This window comes from Pseudomonas auratipiscis, assembly GCF_036324085.1.
Taxonomy (GTDB): Bacteria; Pseudomonadota; Gammaproteobacteria; order Pseudomonadales; family Pseudomonadaceae; genus Aquipseudomonas; species Aquipseudomonas auratipiscis.
In genome coordinates, this window is record NZ_JAZDCU010000019.1 from 47577 (window position 1) to 64123 (window position 16547).

At 59.7% G+C, this 16547-nt stretch carries 17 protein-coding genes; all 17 read right to left on the reverse strand.

Annotated features, from left to right (window positions below; genetic code table 11):
• Positions 1-139: 139 nt before the first annotated feature.
• The 17 genes from V0R60_RS22015 to fliN all read right to left on the reverse strand — a co-directional run bounded on the left by V0R60_RS22015 (position 140) and on the right by fliN (position 16521).
• Positions 140-928 carry a ParA family protein gene (locus tag V0R60_RS22015; RefSeq protein ID WP_136477497.1) on the reverse strand — a complete coding sequence of 263 codons (789 nt, stop codon included), beginning with the start codon at positions 926-928 and terminating at the stop codon, positions 140-142.
• Between the two features lie 44 nt (positions 929-972).
• Positions 973-1860 carry a flagellar motor protein MotD gene (motD, locus tag V0R60_RS22020; protein WP_330079297.1) on the reverse strand — a complete coding sequence of 296 codons (888 nt, stop codon included), beginning with the start codon at positions 1858-1860 and terminating at the stop codon, positions 973-975.
• Positions 1861-1863: 3 nt separating this feature from the next.
• Positions 1864-2604 (reverse strand): flagellar motor protein, encoded by a 741-nt coding sequence (locus tag V0R60_RS22025; RefSeq protein WP_136477499.1) that lies wholly within the window; start codon positions 2602-2604, stop codon positions 1864-1866.
• Positions 2604-3716, reverse strand: a complete 1113-nt coding sequence (locus V0R60_RS22030) for a protein-glutamate methylesterase/protein-glutamine glutaminase (protein ID WP_136477500.1) — start codon at positions 3714-3716, stop codon at positions 2604-2606. The genes V0R60_RS22025 and V0R60_RS22030 overlap by 1 nt, the downstream gene beginning before the upstream one ends.
• A gap of 45 nt (positions 3717-3761) precedes the next feature.
• Positions 3762-5984, reverse strand: coding sequence for a chemotaxis protein CheA (locus tag V0R60_RS22035; RefSeq protein ID WP_330079296.1), 2223 nt, complete (start codon positions 5982-5984; stop codon positions 3762-3764).
• Positions 5985-5996: 12 nt separating this feature from the next.
• Complete coding sequence (locus tag V0R60_RS22040; RefSeq protein WP_136477502.1) at positions 5997-6785, reverse strand: protein phosphatase CheZ; 789 nt, start codon at positions 6783-6785, stop codon at positions 5997-5999.
• 19 nt (positions 6786-6804) lie between these two features.
• The gene (locus V0R60_RS22045; RefSeq protein WP_036990294.1) at positions 6805-7179 is read right to left on the reverse strand and encodes a chemotaxis response regulator CheY; all 375 of its coding nucleotides are present in this window, start codon (positions 7177-7179) and stop codon (positions 6805-6807) included.
• A gap of 104 nt (positions 7180-7283) precedes the next feature.
• Positions 7284-8024: an RNA polymerase sigma factor FliA gene (fliA, locus tag V0R60_RS22050; RefSeq protein WP_136477503.1), complete on the reverse strand. Its 741-nt coding sequence runs from the start codon at positions 8022-8024 to the stop codon at positions 7284-7286.
• Positions 8021-8854 carry a flagellar synthesis regulator FleN gene (gene fleN / locus V0R60_RS22055; RefSeq protein ID WP_136477504.1) on the reverse strand — a complete coding sequence of 278 codons (834 nt, stop codon included), beginning with the start codon at positions 8852-8854 and terminating at the stop codon, positions 8021-8023. The genes fliA and fleN overlap by 4 nt, the downstream gene beginning before the upstream one ends.
• 119 nt (positions 8855-8973) lie before the next feature.
• Positions 8974-10284, reverse strand: coding sequence for a flagellar biosynthesis protein FlhF (gene flhF / locus V0R60_RS22060; RefSeq protein ID WP_136477505.1), 1311 nt, complete (start codon positions 10282-10284; stop codon positions 8974-8976).
• Positions 10285-10295: 11 nt separating this feature from the next.
• The gene (gene flhA / locus V0R60_RS22065) at positions 10296-12425 is read right to left on the reverse strand and encodes a flagellar biosynthesis protein FlhA (protein ID WP_136477506.1); all 2130 of its coding nucleotides are present in this window, start codon (positions 12423-12425) and stop codon (positions 10296-10298) included.
• 206 nt (positions 12426-12631) lie between these two features.
• Complete coding sequence (gene flhB, locus V0R60_RS22070; RefSeq protein ID WP_136477507.1) at positions 12632-13765, reverse strand: flagellar biosynthesis protein FlhB; 1134 nt, start codon at positions 13763-13765, stop codon at positions 12632-12634.
• 2 nt (positions 13766-13767) lie between these two features.
• Positions 13768-14544, reverse strand: a complete 777-nt coding sequence (gene fliR / locus V0R60_RS22075) for a flagellar biosynthetic protein FliR (RefSeq protein ID WP_136477508.1) — start codon at positions 14542-14544, stop codon at positions 13768-13770.
• Positions 14545-14551: 7 nt separating this feature from the next.
• The gene (fliQ, locus tag V0R60_RS22080) at positions 14552-14821 is read right to left on the reverse strand and encodes a flagellar biosynthesis protein FliQ (protein ID WP_136477509.1); all 270 of its coding nucleotides are present in this window, start codon (positions 14819-14821) and stop codon (positions 14552-14554) included.
• A gap of 18 nt (positions 14822-14839) precedes the next feature.
• Positions 14840-15592 (reverse strand): flagellar type III secretion system pore protein FliP, encoded by a 753-nt coding sequence (gene fliP, locus V0R60_RS22085; RefSeq protein ID WP_136477510.1) that lies wholly within the window; start codon positions 15590-15592, stop codon positions 14840-14842.
• Positions 15592-16005 carry a flagellar biosynthetic protein FliO gene (gene fliO / locus V0R60_RS22090; protein WP_330079386.1) on the reverse strand — a complete coding sequence of 138 codons (414 nt, stop codon included), beginning with the start codon at positions 16003-16005 and terminating at the stop codon, positions 15592-15594. Before fliO ends, fliP begins: the two co-directional genes overlap by 1 nt.
• A gap of 48 nt (positions 16006-16053) precedes the next feature.
• Positions 16054-16521 carry a flagellar motor switch protein FliN gene (gene fliN, locus V0R60_RS22095; protein WP_136477511.1) on the reverse strand — a complete coding sequence of 156 codons (468 nt, stop codon included), beginning with the start codon at positions 16519-16521 and terminating at the stop codon, positions 16054-16056.
• Positions 16522-16547: the final 26 nt, after the last annotated feature.

The window sequence follows — 16547 nt, forward strand, 5'->3', positions numbered from 1 at the left end:
CGCACGGCCAGCTCGAAATCATCGTTCGCCACCGAAGGTTCCAATGACTCGAGCACTTCGGTGGCTTCGTGGAGCAAGCCATCGAGGTAGGACTGCAGCGCCAGTTGTGGGCCAGTAGCAAGTTTTTGCGGACGATTCATCAGGCCACCTGCTGGGCGACGTTATGCGTCAACAAATGTTTGAGCAGGGCGCGGTAAGCCACCACGCCGCGGCTCTTGCCATCGAACTGCGACGGCGTGAGCCCTGCCCGGCTGGCATCACGCAGGCGCGTATCGACCGGGATATACCCTTGCCAGATGTTCTGTGGATAGGCATCGCGCAGCACACGCAAGGTGCCCATCGAGGCCTGGGTGCGCCGGTCGAACAGCGTTGGAATGATGTGATAGGGCAAGGCCTGCTTGCGTGAGCGATTGACCATGGCCAGGGTACTGACCATACGCTCCAGGCCCTTGACCGCCAGGTACTCGGTTTGGACCGGGATCACCAACTGCTGGCTGGCTGCCAGCGCGTTGACCATCAGCACCCCGAGCAGCGGTGGGCTGTCGATGATGGCGTAGTCGAAATCCTGCCATAACTGCGCCAGAGACTTGGCGATCACCAGGCCCAGGCCACTCTGCCCTGGCGACTGGCGCTCAAGTACAGCCAGCGCAGTGCTCGAAGGCAGCAGCGATATCTTCTCGTCACTGGTCGGCAACAGCAATTGACCTGGCAGACCCTCCGGGACCGTGCCCTTATGCAGGAACAAGTCATAACAACTGTGCTCCAGCAGGTCCGGGTTGTGTCCGAAGTAGCTGGTCATGGACCCGTGTGGATCAAGGTCGACCACAACCACGCGCTTGCCCGCCTCGGCCAGCAAACCGGCAAGCGCGATGGACGTGGTGGTCTTACCGACGCCACCTTTTTGATTGGCTACTGCCCAGACTCTCATTGCGTTGCTTCCTCCCGACCGGCAAAAGGCCTGACCGGGAATGGTTATAGGGTCGGTGACGGTGGATTGACGCGATTGCCCCCCACCGTCGGTGATACCGCTGGCGGTGCAGTTTGTGTGCCAGCCCGCTTCATTGCCGCATCCGGCGTTGCATTGGCGCTGCCAGTACCGGTCAGGCTGCGGCGCACTTCAAGGTTGCGCGATATAACCAGCACCACCCGACGATTGCGCGCGCGCCCCTCGGCGGTGTCGTTACCGGCTATAGGCTGGAACTCGCCATAACCCACCGAGGCCATGCGCGCAGGGTTGACCCCTTCCATCGCCAGCAGACGGACAATACTGGCAGCACGTGCCGACGACAGCTCCCAGTTGGTGGGGTACTGTGCGGTGCGGATCGGCAGATCATCGGTGAAGCCTTCGACATGCACCGGGTTGGCGAACGGCTTGAGGATGTTCGCCACCTTCTCGATGATGCTGAAGGCAACGTCGCTGGGCATGGCATCGCCGCTGCCGAACAGCAAGGCGGAGTTGAGTTCGATCTCGACCCAAAGCTCATTGCCGCGCACCGTCATCTGGTCGGACTTGATCAGATCGCCAAAGGCATCGCGCACATCATCGGTGATGGTTTTCAGCGGATCGCTACTGGCTTGGGCAAGCCCGGCATCGACCTGCTCGCTGTCCTTGATCAACGGCTCTGCGGGCCTCACCGACAGCGGCCGCTCCTCGCCGATGGGGATCGGCCGCATGCTTTTGTCCGGGTCGTTGAACACCCCGATCAGCGCCTGGGAGAGGATCTTGTACTTACCCTCGTTGATCGAGGAAATTGAATACATGACCACGAAAAACGCGAACAGCAAGGTAATGAAATCGGCGTATGACACCAGCCAGCGTTCGTGATTTTCATGTTCCTCGGTTTGTCGACGGCGCGCCATGTATTACTCCATGAAGCCCTGAAGCTTCAGCTCGATCGAGCGTGGGTTTTCACCTTCGGCAATCGACAGCAAACCTTCGAGGAGCATTTCCCGGTAACGCGACTGGCGCAGGGCCAAAGCCTTGAGCTTGTTGGCAATCGGCAACAGAATCAGGTTGGCGCTCGCCACACCGTAGATGGTGGCAACGAACGCCACGGCAATCCCGTTGCCCAACTGCGAAGGATCGGCCAGATTGCCCATGACATGAATCAGCCCCATCACCGCACCGATGATACCGATGGTTGGCGCATAGCCGCCCATGCACTCGAATACCTTCGCCGCCTGGATATCACGGCTCTCCTGGGTATAGAAATCCACCTCCAGGACGCTGCGAATAGCTTCGGGCTCGGCGCCATCGACGAGCAATTGCAAGCCTTTGCGCGCATAGGGGTCGGGCTCCGCGTCGGCCACGCCTTCCAGGCCCAGCAGCCCCTCCTTGCGCGCAGTCAGGCTCCAGTTGACGACCCGGTCAATGCCACCGGCCAGGTCCACGCGCGGCGGGAAGAGAATCCAGCGCACAATCTGTAACGCACGTTTGAACGCGCTCATGGGCGATTGCAGCAATGCCGCAGCCAACGTACCGCCAAGCACGATCAGGGCCGCAGGACCGTTGATCAGTGCCGACAGATGACCGCCTTCCAGGTAGTTGCCACCAATGATCGCAACGAATGCCAGAATGATCCCGATCAGGCTCAAGACATCCATCAGACGCAGGCCTCGACCAGGTGCCTGCCAATCTCGTCCAGGCTGTAGACGGCATCAGCCAGGTTGGCCTTGACGATGGCCATGGGCATACCATAAATCACGCAACTGGCTTCATCCTGAGCCCACACGGTGCTGCCGCATTGCTTGAGTAAGCGTGCCCCCTCACGGCCATCGGCGCCCATGCCAGTAAGCACGACCGACAGCACTTTGTCGCCATACGACTTGGCTGCTGAACCGAAGGTGATATCGACACAGGGTTTGTAGTTGAGGCGCTCATCGCCCGGCAGGATTTTCACTGCGCCGCGAGCATCGACCATCATCTGCTTGCCACCCGGCGCCAGCAGCGCCAGGCCAGGGCGCAGAATGTCGCCATCTTCTGCTTCCTTGACACTGATCTTGCACAGTTTGTCCAGGCGTTCGGCAAACGCCTTGGTAAAGGCTGCAGGCATGTGTTGCACCAGCACGATCGGTGCCGGGAAGTTGCCGGGCAACTGCGTCAGCACCCGCTGCAACGCCACCGGCCCACCCGTGGAGGTACCAATGGCAACCAATTTGTACGGCTTGCGCTTTGGCGCAGGCGCAGCAGGCGCTGCCGGCGCGCGGGCCGCTGGCGCAGGACGCGATGCCGGGCTTGCCCCCAGGCTGCTGACAGGCTGGCTGTGAGCGGCTGGCAGCGGGGCTGGCGCAGGACTGGCGTAGCTGCCCAGCCTGCGATTGCTGCGAGAAAGGGTATGGACCTTTTCGCACAGCATTTGCTTGACCTTCTCCGGGTTGCGCGAGATGTCTTCGAAGTTCTTCGGTAGATAATCGACCGCACCGGCATCCAGGGCGTCGAGGGTCACTCGCGCGCCTTCGTGGGTCAGGGAAGAGAACATCAATACCGGAGTTGGGCAACGCTGCATGATGTGACGCACAGCGGTGATGCCATCCATCATGGGCATTTCGTAGTCCATGGTGATGACATCGGGCTTGAGCGACAGCGCCTGGTCGATCGCTTCTTTGCCGTTGGTCGCGGTACCGACGACCTGGATAGTCGGGTCCGCTGAAAGAATTTCCGAGACTCGGCGGCGGAAGAAACCGGAATCATCCACCACCAGGACCTTGACTGCCATAAACACTCCATTAGGTGGCGCGGCGTGCAGGCCGCGCCACCAGAATCAAATACGCCGGGCGGCGTAACGCTTGAGCATGCTCGGAACGTCGAGGATCAGCGCAATGCGCCCGTCACCGGTAATGGTGGCGCCCGACATGCCTGGCGTACCCTGGAGCATCTTGCCCAGCGGTTTGATGACCACCTCTTCCTGGCCCACGAGCTGATCGACGACAAAGCCGATTCGCTGAGTGCCTACCGAAAGGATCACCACGTGCCCTTCGCGTTGCTCTTCATGAGCGGCGGAACTGACCAGCCAGCGCTTGAGGTAGAACAGCGGCAAGGCTTTGTCACGAACAATGACCACTTCCTGTCCATCGACCACGTTGGTGCGTGACAAGTCGAGGTGGAAAATCTCGTTGACGTTGACCAGCGGGAAGGCAAACGCCTGATTGCCGAGCATGACCATCAGGGTCGGCATGATCGCCAGGGTCAGCGGCACCTTGATGACGATCTTCGAGCCCAGGCCCTTGGTCGAGTAGATGTTGATCGAGCCATTGAGCTGAGCGATCTTGGTTTTCACCACGTCCATGCCCACGCCGCGCCCCGACACGTCGGAGATCTCGGTCTTGGTCGAGAAGCCCGGGGCGAAAATCAGGTTGTAGCATTCGGTGTCGCTCAGGCGGTCGGCGGCATCCTTGTCCATCACGCCGCGTTTTACCGCAATGGCGCGCAGGACATTGGCATCCATACCCTTGCCATCATCGGAGATCGACAGCAGGATGTGATCGCCTTCCTGCTCGGCCGAGAGCACCACCTTGCCACCGCGGGACTTGCCCGCCGCTTCGCGTTCTTCGGGCGTTTCGACGCCGTGGTCCACGGCGTTGCGCACCAAGTGCACCAACGGGTCGGCCAGGGCCTCGACAAGGTTCTTGTCGAGGTCGGTTTCTTCGCCAACCAACTCCAGGTTGATTTCTTTCTTCAACTGCCGGGCAAGGTCGCGAACCAGGCGTGGGAAACGCCCGAAGACTTTCTTGATCGGCTGCATGCGCGTCTTCATGACGGCGGTCTGCAGGTCGGCCGTCACCACGTCCAGGTTCGACACCGCCTTGGACATGGCTTCATCACCACTGTTCAGGCCCAGGCGTACCAGCCGATTACGTACCAGCACCAGTTCGCCGACCATGTTCATGATCTCGTCCAGGCGTGCGGTATCGACGCGTACGGTTGTTTCCGTCTCGCTGGCGGGGTGTTTCTCTGCAGCCGGTGCAGCTTGACGTGCAGACGCAGGTGCCGCGGCCTTGGCCGGTGCGGCAGCAGCTTTGGCTACCGGTGCCGGCGCAGGCGCCTGGGCTGGAGCGGTTGCAGGTTTGGCGGCCACGGCGGCAGCGGGAGCAGCGGCGGTCGCAACGCTGTCGGGTGCAAACTTGCCTTTGCCATGCAACTCATCGAGCAGGGCTTCGAACTCATGCTCGGAAATATGATCGCCGGCTGCTGCCGCGTCTGCTTGCGGTGCCGGTGCAGACGTGGCGGTCAGGGCCTCGACGGCAAAGCTGCCCTTGCCATGCAACTGGTCAAGCAGCGCTTCGAACTCGTCATCGGTGATTTCATCGCTTGCACCCTGGGCCGATGGCTCCACAGGTGCAGGCGTGCTGACGCTGTCGGGTGCGAACTGCCCCTTGCCATGCAACTGGTCGAGCAGCGATTCGAACTCGGCGTCGGTAATCTCGTCGCTGGCTGCGACAGGTGCCTGTTCTTGCGCTTGTGCCTCAGCCTTGACGGCATTAAGCGAATCAAGCAGTTGCTCGAATTCGGTATCGGTGATGTCTGCTTCGGCCACTGGCTCAGGCGCTTGCTCAAGCACCGGTGCCGGCTCGGGCTTCGCTACCGGCTCGGCCCCTGCAGGCTCGGCCAGGCGAGCCAGTGCCGCCAACAACTCAGGTGTAGCGGCAGTGACATCACTGCGTTCACGCACCTGGCCGAACATGCTATTGACCGTATCCAGCGCTTCCAGGACCACGTCCATCAGCTCGGAATCGACGCGTCGCTCACCCTTGCGCAGGATGTCGAAGACGTTTTCGGCGATGTGGCAGCACTCCACCAGCTCGTTGAGCTGGAGGAAGCCGGCGCCCCCTTTTACAGTGTGAAAACCGCGAAAGATTGCATTGAGCAGGTCGGCATCATCGGGACGGCTTTCCAGCTCGACCAATTGCTCGGACAGTTGCTCAAGAATCTCGCCGGCTTCTACCAGAAAATCCTGGAGGATTTCTTCATCGGCGCCGAAGCTCATTAAACGTGCTCCCTAAAAACCCAGACTGGACAGCAGATCGTCGACATCGTCCTGACCGGACACAACGTCTTCACGCTTATCGGCATGAATCTGCGGACCTTCACCCCGAGTCGGATGTTTTTCTTGATCTTTTTCAGCACGCAACTGCTGGTGGTCATGTTCGATACCGGCAAAACGGTCGACCTGACTGGCCATCAGCACGAGCTTGAGCAGATTGCTTTCTACTTCGGTGACCAGTGCCGTAACACGTTTGATCACCTGACCGGTCAGGTCCTGATAGTCCTGAGCCAGCAAAATATCGTTGAGGTGGCCGGCGACCTTGCGACTGCCTTCCTCGCTGCGCTCCAGAAACCGATCGACGCGGTGCATCAGCTCGCGAAACTCCGGCGCAGCCACTTCGCGGCGCAAGAAGCGCTGCCAATCGGCACGCAGGTCACGTGCTTCATCACTGAGTTCGTGCAGTACCGGGGTGCTCTCCTCGACCAGGTCCATGGTGCGATTCGCGGCACCCTCGGTCAGCTTGACCACATAGGACAAGCGCTCGGTGGCATCGGTAATCTGCGAAACTTCCTCGGCCTGAGGCATGTGCGGATCGATCTGGAAACTGACGATCGCGCTGTGCAACTCACGAGTGAGCTTGCCCACTTCCTGGTACAAGCCGAGGTCACGGGTCTGGTTCAGCTGATGGATGAGTTGCACCGCGTCGCCAAATTTCCCTCGTTCGAGGCTGTCGACCAGTTCGTGGGCGTGCTTTTTGAGTGTCGACTCAAAGCCGTCCAACGATGATTGTGTTTGCTCCATAGCGCCCCCGTGGCGTGTCTCAGCTATTGACGCGCTCGAAGATCTTCTCGATCTTTTCTTTCAGCACCTGGGCAGTGAACGGCTTGACCACATAACCGTTGACGCCGGCCTGTGCCGCTTCGATGATCTGCTCGCGCTTGGCTTCGGCGGTGACCATCAGCACCGGCAGGTGCTTGAGACGCTCATCGGCGCGCACTTTGCGCAGCAGGTCGATGCCGGACATGCCAGGCATGTTCCAGTCGGTTACGAGAAAATCGAAGTGACCGCTTTCGAGCATCGGCAGCGCCGTGTTGCCGTCGTCGGCTTCCTGGGTGTTGGTAAAGCCCAGGTCACGCAACAGGTTCTTGATGATCCGCCGCATCGTCGAAAAGTCGTCGACGATGAGGATTTTCATGTCTTTGTTCAATTAGACCTCCAAGCAGTCTTTAACGCGCTCAGCGCTGAACGCGCATTCAATCAATTCGGGTACTTCGTTTCACGACTGCATTGAACCTGCGTTCAACGCGCCCGCCATTCTCCCAGGCGACTACGCAAACGCGCCGCACACTGGCTGTGCAACTGACTGACGCGCGACTCACTGACACCCAGGACCTCACCGATTTCCTTGAGGTTCAGTTCCTCGTCGTAGTACAGCGCCAGCACCAGACGCTCGCGTTCCGGCAGATTGGCGATCGCGTCGGCCAAGGCTGCCTGGAAGCGCTCGTCTTCCAGATCGCGCGAAGGCTCGAGTTGGGCGGTGGCGCCGTCCTCGTGCAGGCCTTCATGTTCGCCGTCCTGCAACAGGTCGTCGAAACTGAACAGGCGACTGCCCAGGGTGTCATTCAAAATCCCGTAATAATCATCGAGACTCAATTGAAGTTCGGCAGCAACCTCGTGATCTTTAGCGTCACGGCCGGTTTTTGCTTCAATTGCACGTATCGCGTCACTGACCATGCGGGTATTGCGGTGGACCGAGCGCGGCGCCCAATCACCTTTACGTACTTCGTCAAGCATTGCCCCGCGGATACGGATACCGGCGTAGGTCTCGAAACTGGCACCCTTGCTCGCGTCGTACTTGTTGGAGACTTCAAGCAGGCCGATCATGCCGGCCTGGATCAAATCCTCCACCTGCACACTGGCTGGCAAACGTGCCAGCAAGTGATAGGCGATACGCTTGACCAGCGGCGCATAGCGCTCGATCAACTCGTACTGTCCATCGCGAGAAGCCTTGCTGTACATCCGATAACCGCTGGCGTTCATAGCACAGGTCCCGCACTCGTCGGTTGCACCAGGCGCTCGACAAAAAACTCCAGGTGTCCACGCGGGTTTGCCGGCAGCGGCCAGGTATCGACCTTCTGAGCAATGGCCTTGAATGCCAGCGCGCACTTGGAACGCGGGAAGGCTTCATAGACCGCTCGCTGCTTCTGCACAGCCTTGCGCACGCACTCGTCGTAAGGCACCGCGCCGACGTATTGTAGGGCTACGTCAAGGAAGCGATCTGTGACCTTGGTCAACTTGGCGAACAGGTTGCGGCCCTCTTGAGGGCTTTGTGCCATGTTGGCCAGGACGCGGAAGCGATTCATGCCGTAATCGCGGTTGAGCAATTTGATCAAGGCATAGGCGTCGGTGATGGAAGTGGGCTCGTCGCACACCACCAGCAACACTTCTTGCGCCGCGCGCACGAAACTGACTACCGAGTCACCAATACCCGCAGCGGTATCGATCACCAGTACATCGAGATTGTCGCCGATCTCGCTGAATGCCTGGATCAGGCCTGCGTGCTGGGCAGGCGCCAGGTGCACCATGCTCTGCGTGCCGGAAGCGGCCGGCACAATGCGCACGCCCCCCGGCCCTTGCAGCAGCACATCGCGCAGCTCACAACGACCTTCGATCACATCGGCCAAAGTGCGCTTGGGCGCAAGGCCGAGCAATACGTCGACGTTGGCCAGGCCGAGGTCGGCATCGAGCAGCATGACCCGACGGCCAAGCTCTGCCAATGCCAATGAAAGGTTCACTGACACGTTAGTCTTGCCGACGCCACCTTTGCCGCCAGTTACGGCGATCACCTGTACGGGATGCATGCTACCCATGTTTGTTCATTACCTTGTCTTGCTTAGACTGAGGCCACATGACCGGCTGCGCTTTCAACACCTGAAAAATGCCTGGCAGTCCATCAATGCAGATACTTTGCAACGTCTTCACAATCACCTCAGCCAACACGCTTGCCGGGGCTGTGGTAGAGATCAGCGAACATATCGGCCATCGCCTCTTCGCTGGGCTCCTCCTGCATCTGCACACTCACCGCGCGGCTGACCAACTGGTGTCTGCGCGGCAGGTGCAGATCGTCAGGAATGCGTGGACCATCGGTTAGATAGGCCACTGGCAATTCATGACTGATGGCCAGGCTCAGTACTTCCCCGAGGCTGGCTGTTTCATCAAGCTTGGTCAGGATGCAGCCTGCCAGCCCACAGCGCTTGTAGCTGTGATAAGCGGCAGTCAGCACCTGCTTCTGGCTGGTCGTTGCCAACACCAGATAATTTTTTGACGCAATACCGCGCCCGGCAAGCGTTTCCAGTTGCATGCGCAAGGCAGGATCACTGGCTTGCAGGCCTGCGGTATCGATCAGCACCACGCGCTTGCGCAGCAGTGGCTCAAGCGCCTGGGCCAGGGACTGCCCCGGATCGACGTGGGTCACTGACACGTTGAGGATGCGACCCAATGTCTTGAGCTGCTCCTGGGCGCCAATTCGAAAACTGTCCATGCTCACCAGGGCCAGGTTCTGCGCGCCGTACTTGAGCACATAGCGCGCTGCCAATTTGGCCAGTGTAGTGGTCTTGCCCATTCCGGCCGGCCCGACCATGGCAATCACACCACCTTCTTCGATCGGTTCGATTTCGGGCACATCGATACGGCGTGCCAGGTGCGCCAGCAACATGCGCCAGGCGCGGCGCGGCTCATCGATGCTGCTGATCTGATCCAGCAGCTCACGCGCCAGCGGCCCGGACAGACCGATACGCTGCAGGCGACGCCAGAGATTGGCCTGTTGTGGTTGGTTGCCCTGCAACTGGCTCCAGGCCAGCGAGCCGAGCTGAACTTCAAGCAGCTCACGCAGGCCAGTGAGCTCCGAACGCATGGCGTCGAACAGGCGTGGGTCAACCGGCGCAGCAGCGGCTGCAACCGGCGCGACTGGCTCATCGACCTGCGGTTCGACCAACGGCTCGGACGCGGTCAGCGGCAAGCCGGCAAACAACTGGCGGTTACCCTCTTCGCTTTCGCTACGGCTACTAAGCTCGGCCTGGGCAGTGACGATGCGCGACTGGGTCTTGCGCAGTTCATCTTCGAGCTCCACATTCGGAACCCGCGGCGCCAGGGCGGACAGCTTGTAGTCCAGCGCAGCCGTCAGCTCGACACCGCCAGCAATCCGTCGGTTGCCGATGATGGCGGCTTCAGCCCCCAGCTCATCTCGAACCAGCTTCATGGCCTGACGCATATCGGCGGCGAAAAAACGCTTAACTTGCATAACCCACTACCTCAGCCGTTGGGGCCTACTGTGGCAACGATGGTAACTTGCTTGTTGTCAGGTATTTCCTGATACGCCAAAACATGCAAATTCGGTACAGCCAGACGGCCAAATCGCGACAGCATCGCTCGTACCGGTCCTGCGACCAGCAGGATCGCCGGTTGCCCCTGCATCTCTTGACGCTGGGCAGCCTCGATCAACGAACGCTGAAGCTTTTCAGCCATGCTCGGTTCAAGAAGAACACCGTCTTCCTGACCTTGCCCGGCCCTTTGCAGACTATTCAGCAAAATCTGTTCCAACCTTGGTTCCAAGGTAATCACAGGCAGCTCGGACTCAACGCCGACAATGCTTTGGACGATGGCGCGACACAATCCGACGCGGACCACAGCCACCAGCGCGGCGGTATCTTGACTCTTGGCCGGGTTGTTGGCGATAGCCTCGGCAATACTACGAATATCACGCACCGGCACTTGCTCGGCAAGCAGTGCCTGCAGGACTTTGAGCAACCCCGACAAAGTAATGACACCCGGTACCAGCTCTTCAGCAAGCTTGGGCGATGCCTTGGCCAGCACTTGCAGCAACTGCTGGACTTCTTCGTGGCCGATCAGTTCGTGGCAATGCTTGTGCAGAATCTGATTCAAATGCGTGGCAACTACGGTGCTGGCGTCCACCACCGTGTAGCCCAGCGACTGCGCCTGGCTGCGCTGACTGACGTCGATCCACACCGCTTCCAGGCCAAACGCCGGATCGCGGGCGGCAATCCCGTTGAGGGTACCGAATACTTGCCCGGGGTTGATGGCCAGCTCGCGATCCGGATAGATCTCGGCTTCGGCCAGGATCACCCCCATCAGGGTCAGGCGGTAGGCGCTGGGCGCCAGATCGAGGTTGTCGCGAATATGCACCGTGGGCATGAGAAAGCCCAGGTCCTGGGAGAGCTTCTTGCGCACACCCTTGATCCGCGCCAGCAACTGCCCACCCTGGTTACGGTCCACCAGGGGAATCAGCCGGTAACCCACTTCGAGGCCAATCATATCGATAGGCGTCACATCGTCCCAACCCAGCTCCTTGGTGTCGATGGCGCGTTGCGGCGATGGCAGCAGGTCCTGCTGGCGCTGAACTTCTTCCAGGGCCTTTACCTTGGCCTGGTTCTGCTTGCGCCACAGCCAATAGGCACCACCGGCGGCCACAAGCCCCAAACTGAGAAAGGCGAAATGCGGCATGCCGGGCACCAGGCCCATGACGATCATGATGCCTGCCGATACGCCCAGCGCCTTGGGCGACGTGAACATCTGCCGGTTTATCTGCTGCCCCATTTCCTCGGAACCGGAAGCTCGCGTCACCATGATCGCCGCAGCCGTGGACAACAACAGTGATGGCAATTGCGCCACCAAACCGTCACCGATGGTCAGCAAGGCGTAGACCTTACCGGCATCGCCGAAGGTCATGCCGTGCTGGAACATACCGACCAGCATGCCGCCGATCAGGTTGATGAAGAGGATCAGCAACCCGGCGATGGCGTCACCGCGAACGAACTTGCTGGCGCCATCCATGGAACCGTAGAACTCGGCCTCCTGGGCCACCTCGGAGCGTCGCGCCTTGGCCTGCGCCTGATCGATCAGGCCGGCATTGAGGTCGGCATCGATGGCCATCTGCTTGCCCGGCATGGCATCGAGAGTGAAACGTGCGCTCACCTCGGAAATCCGCCCGGCACCTTTGGTTACCACCACAAAGTTGATGATCATCAGAATCGCGAACACCACGATACCGACCACGTAGTTACCGCCGATCACCACCTCACCGAAGGCCTGGATCACCTTACCGGCGGCGGCATGACCATCTTGACCATGAAGCATGACCACCCGCGTGGACGCCACGTTCAGGGCCAGGCGCAGCAACGTCGCTACCAGCAGAATGGTCGGAAAGGCTGCAAAATCGAGCGGGCGCAGGGCGTAGACACAGACCAGCAGGACCACGATCGACAAGGCGATGTTGAAGGTGAAGAACACGTCGAGCAAGAACGGCGGAATCGGCAACATCATCATTGCCAGCATCACCAGCAGCAACAGCGGCACACCCAGATTCCCCCGGCCTAACCCGGCCAGGTTGTTACGGGCATTGCTGATTAACTGAGAGCGGTCCACCTGTATTCCTCGTCTAGCTCAAGCAAAACTTTGACGCGAATGTCGCGCGCAGCGCTGCCTTTGCAAGAAGCCTTCCAACTTTGAGGTGTCAGGGGGCTTTGTGAGCGCCGAGCATGCTCGGCAAAGCGTGGCGGTCAGATGCGTCGCACCCCCGGGGCATGCCCGAACCGACCGAAAGCGACCGGATTTTCGGCCTGTGCAGACACTTAGTCGTGCTGCAGGTCCGGTGGAATAGGCAGGTCCTTGAGCGGCTCCGGCGGTTTGCCTTTGCCGGCGCGGTACTGACGAATCTGAAACACATAGGCCAGTACCTGAGCCACAGCAAGGTACAAGCCCGCCGGGATTTCCTGCTCAAGCTCGGTGGAGTAGTAGATCGAACGCGCCAGGGCCGGAGACTCGAGCACCTGGATTTTGTGTTCGTTGGCGATTTCGCGAATTTTCAAGGCAATGAAGTCAGCACCCTTGGCCAGCAACACTGGCGCGGCGCCCTGCTCGGGGTCGTACTTGAGTGCCACGGCATAGTGCGTCGGGTTGGTGATGATGACATCGGCATCGGGAACTGCAGCCATCATTCGCCGCTGCGATGCATCGCGCTGGAGCTGGCGGATACGCTGCTTGACCTCGGGTTTGCCTTCGCTGTCCTTGTATTCGTCGCGAATCTCTTGCTTGGTCATGAGCATTTTCTTGTGCGTCTGCCAAAGCTGGATCGGAACGTCCGCCGCAGCAATCAGCAGCAACCCCGCAGCCATCCATAACGCACTCCACCCCACAACCTGCACGCCATGAATGATCGCCTGTTCCAACGGCTCGTTGGCAATCGCCAGCAGGTCGTCACGGTCTGCCGATAGCACTACCAACGCGACAATCAGAATCATGAAGAATTTGGCCAGTGCCTTGAGCAGCTCGGACAAGGCGTTGACCGAGAACATCCGCTTGATACCGGCGAGCGGATTCATCCGGCTGAATTTGGGCTGCAGCAGACTGCCGGAAAACAGGAACCCACCTAACGCTACCGGACCAATGATCGATGCCACCAGCAACACCAGCAGCACGGGCTGGATGGTGAGCAAGGCGGTCTTGCCAGCAGCCATGAGGAAAATCCCCATGAATCGTTCATCGGTAATTACCTCGCGAGGCAGGATGAAGTTGCTACGCATCAGCTCCATCAAGGCCTGCGCCATGCCTCCACCGAAAGCCAGCAACGCCCCGGCACCAGCAAGGGTTACCGCTACCGTATTGAGCTCCTTGGAACGCGCGATCTCACCCTTTTCTCGTGCGTCTTTTTTGCGCTTGTCGGTGGGGTCTTCTGTTTTATCTTGCCCGCTTTCACTTTCTGCCATGCTCAGCGCGCCCTTGCCAGTTCACGCATCCACTGCAAGGCCTCGGAAGCCAGTGCCTGATAATGCGGAAGAATGTCAGCCAGGGTGACCCAGAAGATGCCCAATCCAAGCACCAGCGTCAGGGGGAAACCGATCGAGAAGATGTTCAGTTGTGGGGCTGCTCGAGTCATCACGCCAAAAGCAATGTTGACCACCAGCAACGCGGTGATCGCCGGCAGCACCAGCAGCAACGCAGCCCCCAGCACCCAACTCAGGCGCAGGGCCAGGTCCCAGAAGTGGTTGACCAGCAATCCGCCGCCCACCGGCAAGGTGGTGAAGCTTTCGGTCAGCACCTCGAACACCACCAGGTGGCCATTGATACCCAGGAACAGCAAGGTCACCAACATGGTCAGGAACTGGCTGATGACCGCGACGTTGACCCCGTTGGCGGGGTCGACCATGGAAGCGAACGCCATGCCCATCTGAATTGCGACGATCTGTCCGGCAATAACGAATATCTGGAAAAACAGCTGCAGCGACATACCAAACAGCGCGCCAATGATGATCTGCTCAGCGATCAGCAGCAGCGCACTCAGATCCAGCGCGTGCACTTCAGGCATAGGCGGCAAGCCCGGTACGATCACCACGGTGATGGCCACAGCCATGTACAGACGAATACGCGTTGATACCAGGGTGGTACCGATCACCGGCATCGTCATCAGCACCGCCGCCACACGAAACAGCGGCAGGATGAAACTGGCGACCCAGGTGCCTATCTGCGTATCGGTCAGCTCGAGCATCGACACGTCAGCCGATGAGCTGCGGGATACTGCCGTACAGCGACAGCATGTATTCCATGAATTTCTGCACCAGCCAAGGCCCGACCACGATCAGCGTTACCAACATCACCAATAGGCGCGGCAGGAAGCTCAACGTTTGTTCGTTGATCTGCGTAGCAGCCTGGAACATCGCCACCATCAACCCCACCAGCAGGCTTGGCACCACCAGCACCGCAACCATCAGCGTGGTCAGCCACAGCGCATCACGAAACAGATCGACGGCAACTTCAGGGGTCATGATCTTCTCCTCGCGGCTTCAAACGCCGCCGAAACTGCCAGCCAGGGTGCCCATGATCAGCGCCCAGCCATCGACCAACACGAACAGCATGATCTTGAACGGCAGCGAGATGATCAGCGGCGAGAGCATCATCATACCCATGGCCATCAACACACTGGCCACTACCAGGTCGATGATCAGGAACGGGATGAATATCATGAAGCCGATCTGGAACGCGGTTTTCAGCTCGGAGGTCACAAACGCCGGCACCAGAATGGTCAACGGCGCCTGATCGGGGCTGGCGATATCAGTCCGCTTGGATAGACGCATGAACAGGTCCAGGTCACTCTGGCGGGTCTGCGCCAGCATGAAGTCCTTGAGCGGCACCTGGGCCTTGGCAATTGCTTCCTGCGCCACCATCTGCTCGTTCAGGTACGGCTGCAGGGCATCTTTGTTCACCCGATCAAACACCGGCGCCATGATGAACATGGTCAGAAACAGCGCCATGCCGGTGAGGATCTGGTTCGACGGCGTCTGCTGCAGGCCAAGGGCCTGACGCAGAATGGAGAAGACAATGATGATGCGGGTGAAACTGGTCATCAGAATGACGAACGCCGGGATGAAACTCAGCGCCGTCATGATCAGCAGGATCTGCAGACTGACCGAATACTCCTGCTGCCCGTCCGCCCCACTGGACAAGGTGATGGCCGGGATCGACAACGGATCGGCGGCCAGGGCCAGTGGCGCTGCCAACAGCAACAGCAGCGTCAACATCATGCGCAATGCGCCCATTACGACTTACCCTTCTGATCCTTGCCCATCAACTCCAACAGGCGCTGGGCGAATTCTGGTGTTGCCTGACGTGCACTGGCAGGCACTTCGACTGGTTCGGCCATGACATGTAACGCCTCGATGCTGCCGGGTGAGTGCCCAATCAGGATCTGCTCCTTGCCCACCTGAATGAGCAGCAGCCTGTCCCGGGGGCCCAATGTGCGACTGCCGAGAATCTCAATGACCTGGCCACCCGTTGGCGCTGCGTTCTGCACCCGGCGTAACAGCCAGGCCAGCAGGAAAATCAAGCCCAGTACCAGCAACAAACCCAACACTAATTGAGTCAATTGCCCGACTGCGCTGCCACCACCGCTTACCGCTGGCGCTGCAACGCCAACCGGCTGCACCGTAGCCGCGGCCAGCGCCACGTCCATGTACAGCGCACCAGCCAACGCCAGGGCGCAATGCCAGAGCCGACTCACTCAGCGCAGCTTCTTGATGCGTTCGCTTGGACTGATCACGTCAGTCAGGCGAATGCCGAACTTTTCGTTGACCACCACCACTTCACCGTGGGCAATCAGGGTGCCGTTGACCAGCACATCGAGCGGCTCACCGGCCAGGCGATCAAGCTCGATCACCGAGCCCTGGTTGAGTTGCAGCAGGTTGCGAATGTTGATCTCGGTGCTGCCCACTTCCATGGAAATACTCACCGGAATATCCAGGATCACGTCCAGGTTCGGACCTTCCAGACTTACCGGTTCGTTGCTGCGCGGCGAACTGCCGAATTCTTCCATTGGCAGGCGATTGGAAGAGGATCCGCCGCCAACGTCAGCGGCCAGCAGTGCATCGATATCGGCCTGGCCGGCATCGCCGGTTTCTTCCAGGGCAGCAGCCCACTCATCAGCCAGAGCCTGCTCCTCTGGAGAGGTGATGTCGTTTTCGTTAGCCATTTTGTCCTCGACGGGCAATCAATTCG

What these genes read in the sequence shown, in the direction of transcription:
- V0R60_RS22015 (WP_136477497.1), bottom strand. Translation starts at nt 928, where the DNA reads ATGAGAGTCTGGGCAGTAGCCAATCAAAAAGGTGGCGTCGGTAAGACC.
- motD (WP_330079297.1), bottom strand. Translation starts at nt 1,860, where the DNA reads ATGGCGCGCCGTCGACAAACCGAGGAACATGAAAATCACGAACGCTGG.
- V0R60_RS22025 (WP_136477499.1), bottom strand. Translation starts at nt 2,604, where the DNA reads ATGGATGTCTTGAGCCTGATCGGGATCATTCTGGCATTCGTTGCGATC.
- V0R60_RS22030 (WP_136477500.1), bottom strand. Translation starts at nt 3,716, where the DNA reads ATGGCAGTCAAGGTCCTGGTGGTGGATGATTCCGGTTTCTTCCGCCGC.
- V0R60_RS22035 (WP_330079296.1), bottom strand. Translation starts at nt 5,984, where the DNA reads ATGAGCTTCGGCGCCGATGAAGAAATCCTCCAGGATTTTCTGGTAGAA.
- V0R60_RS22040 (WP_136477502.1), bottom strand. Translation starts at nt 6,785, where the DNA reads ATGGAGCAAACACAATCATCGTTGGACGGCTTTGAGTCGACACTCAAA.
- V0R60_RS22045 (WP_036990294.1), bottom strand. Translation starts at nt 7,179, where the DNA reads ATGAAAATCCTCATCGTCGACGACTTTTCGACGATGCGGCGGATCATC.
- fliA (WP_136477503.1), bottom strand. Translation starts at nt 8,024, where the DNA reads ATGAACGCCAGCGGTTATCGGATGTACAGCAAGGCTTCTCGCGATGGA.
- fleN (WP_136477504.1), bottom strand. Translation starts at nt 8,854, where the DNA reads ATGGGTAGCATGCATCCCGTACAGGTGATCGCCGTAACTGGCGGCAAA.
- flhF (WP_136477505.1), bottom strand. Translation starts at nt 10,284, where the DNA reads ATGCAAGTTAAGCGTTTTTTCGCCGCCGATATGCGTCAGGCCATGAAG.
- flhB (WP_136477507.1), bottom strand. Translation starts at nt 13,765, where the DNA reads ATGGCAGAAAGTGAAAGCGGGCAAGATAAAACAGAAGACCCCACCGAC.
- fliR (WP_136477508.1), bottom strand. Translation starts at nt 14,544, where the DNA reads ATGCTCGAGCTGACCGATACGCAGATAGGCACCTGGGTCGCCAGTTTC.
- fliQ (WP_136477509.1), bottom strand. Translation starts at nt 14,821, where the DNA reads ATGACCCCTGAAGTTGCCGTCGATCTGTTTCGTGATGCGCTGTGGCTG.
- fliP (WP_136477510.1), bottom strand. Translation starts at nt 15,592, where the DNA reads ATGGGCGCATTGCGCATGATGTTGACGCTGCTGTTGCTGTTGGCAGCG.
- fliO (WP_330079386.1), bottom strand. Translation starts at nt 16,005, where the DNA reads ATGGACGTGGCGCTGGCCGCGGCTACGGTGCAGCCGGTTGGCGTTGCA.
- fliN (WP_136477511.1), bottom strand. Translation starts at nt 16,521, where the DNA reads ATGGCTAACGAAAACGACATCACCTCTCCAGAGGAGCAGGCTCTGGCT.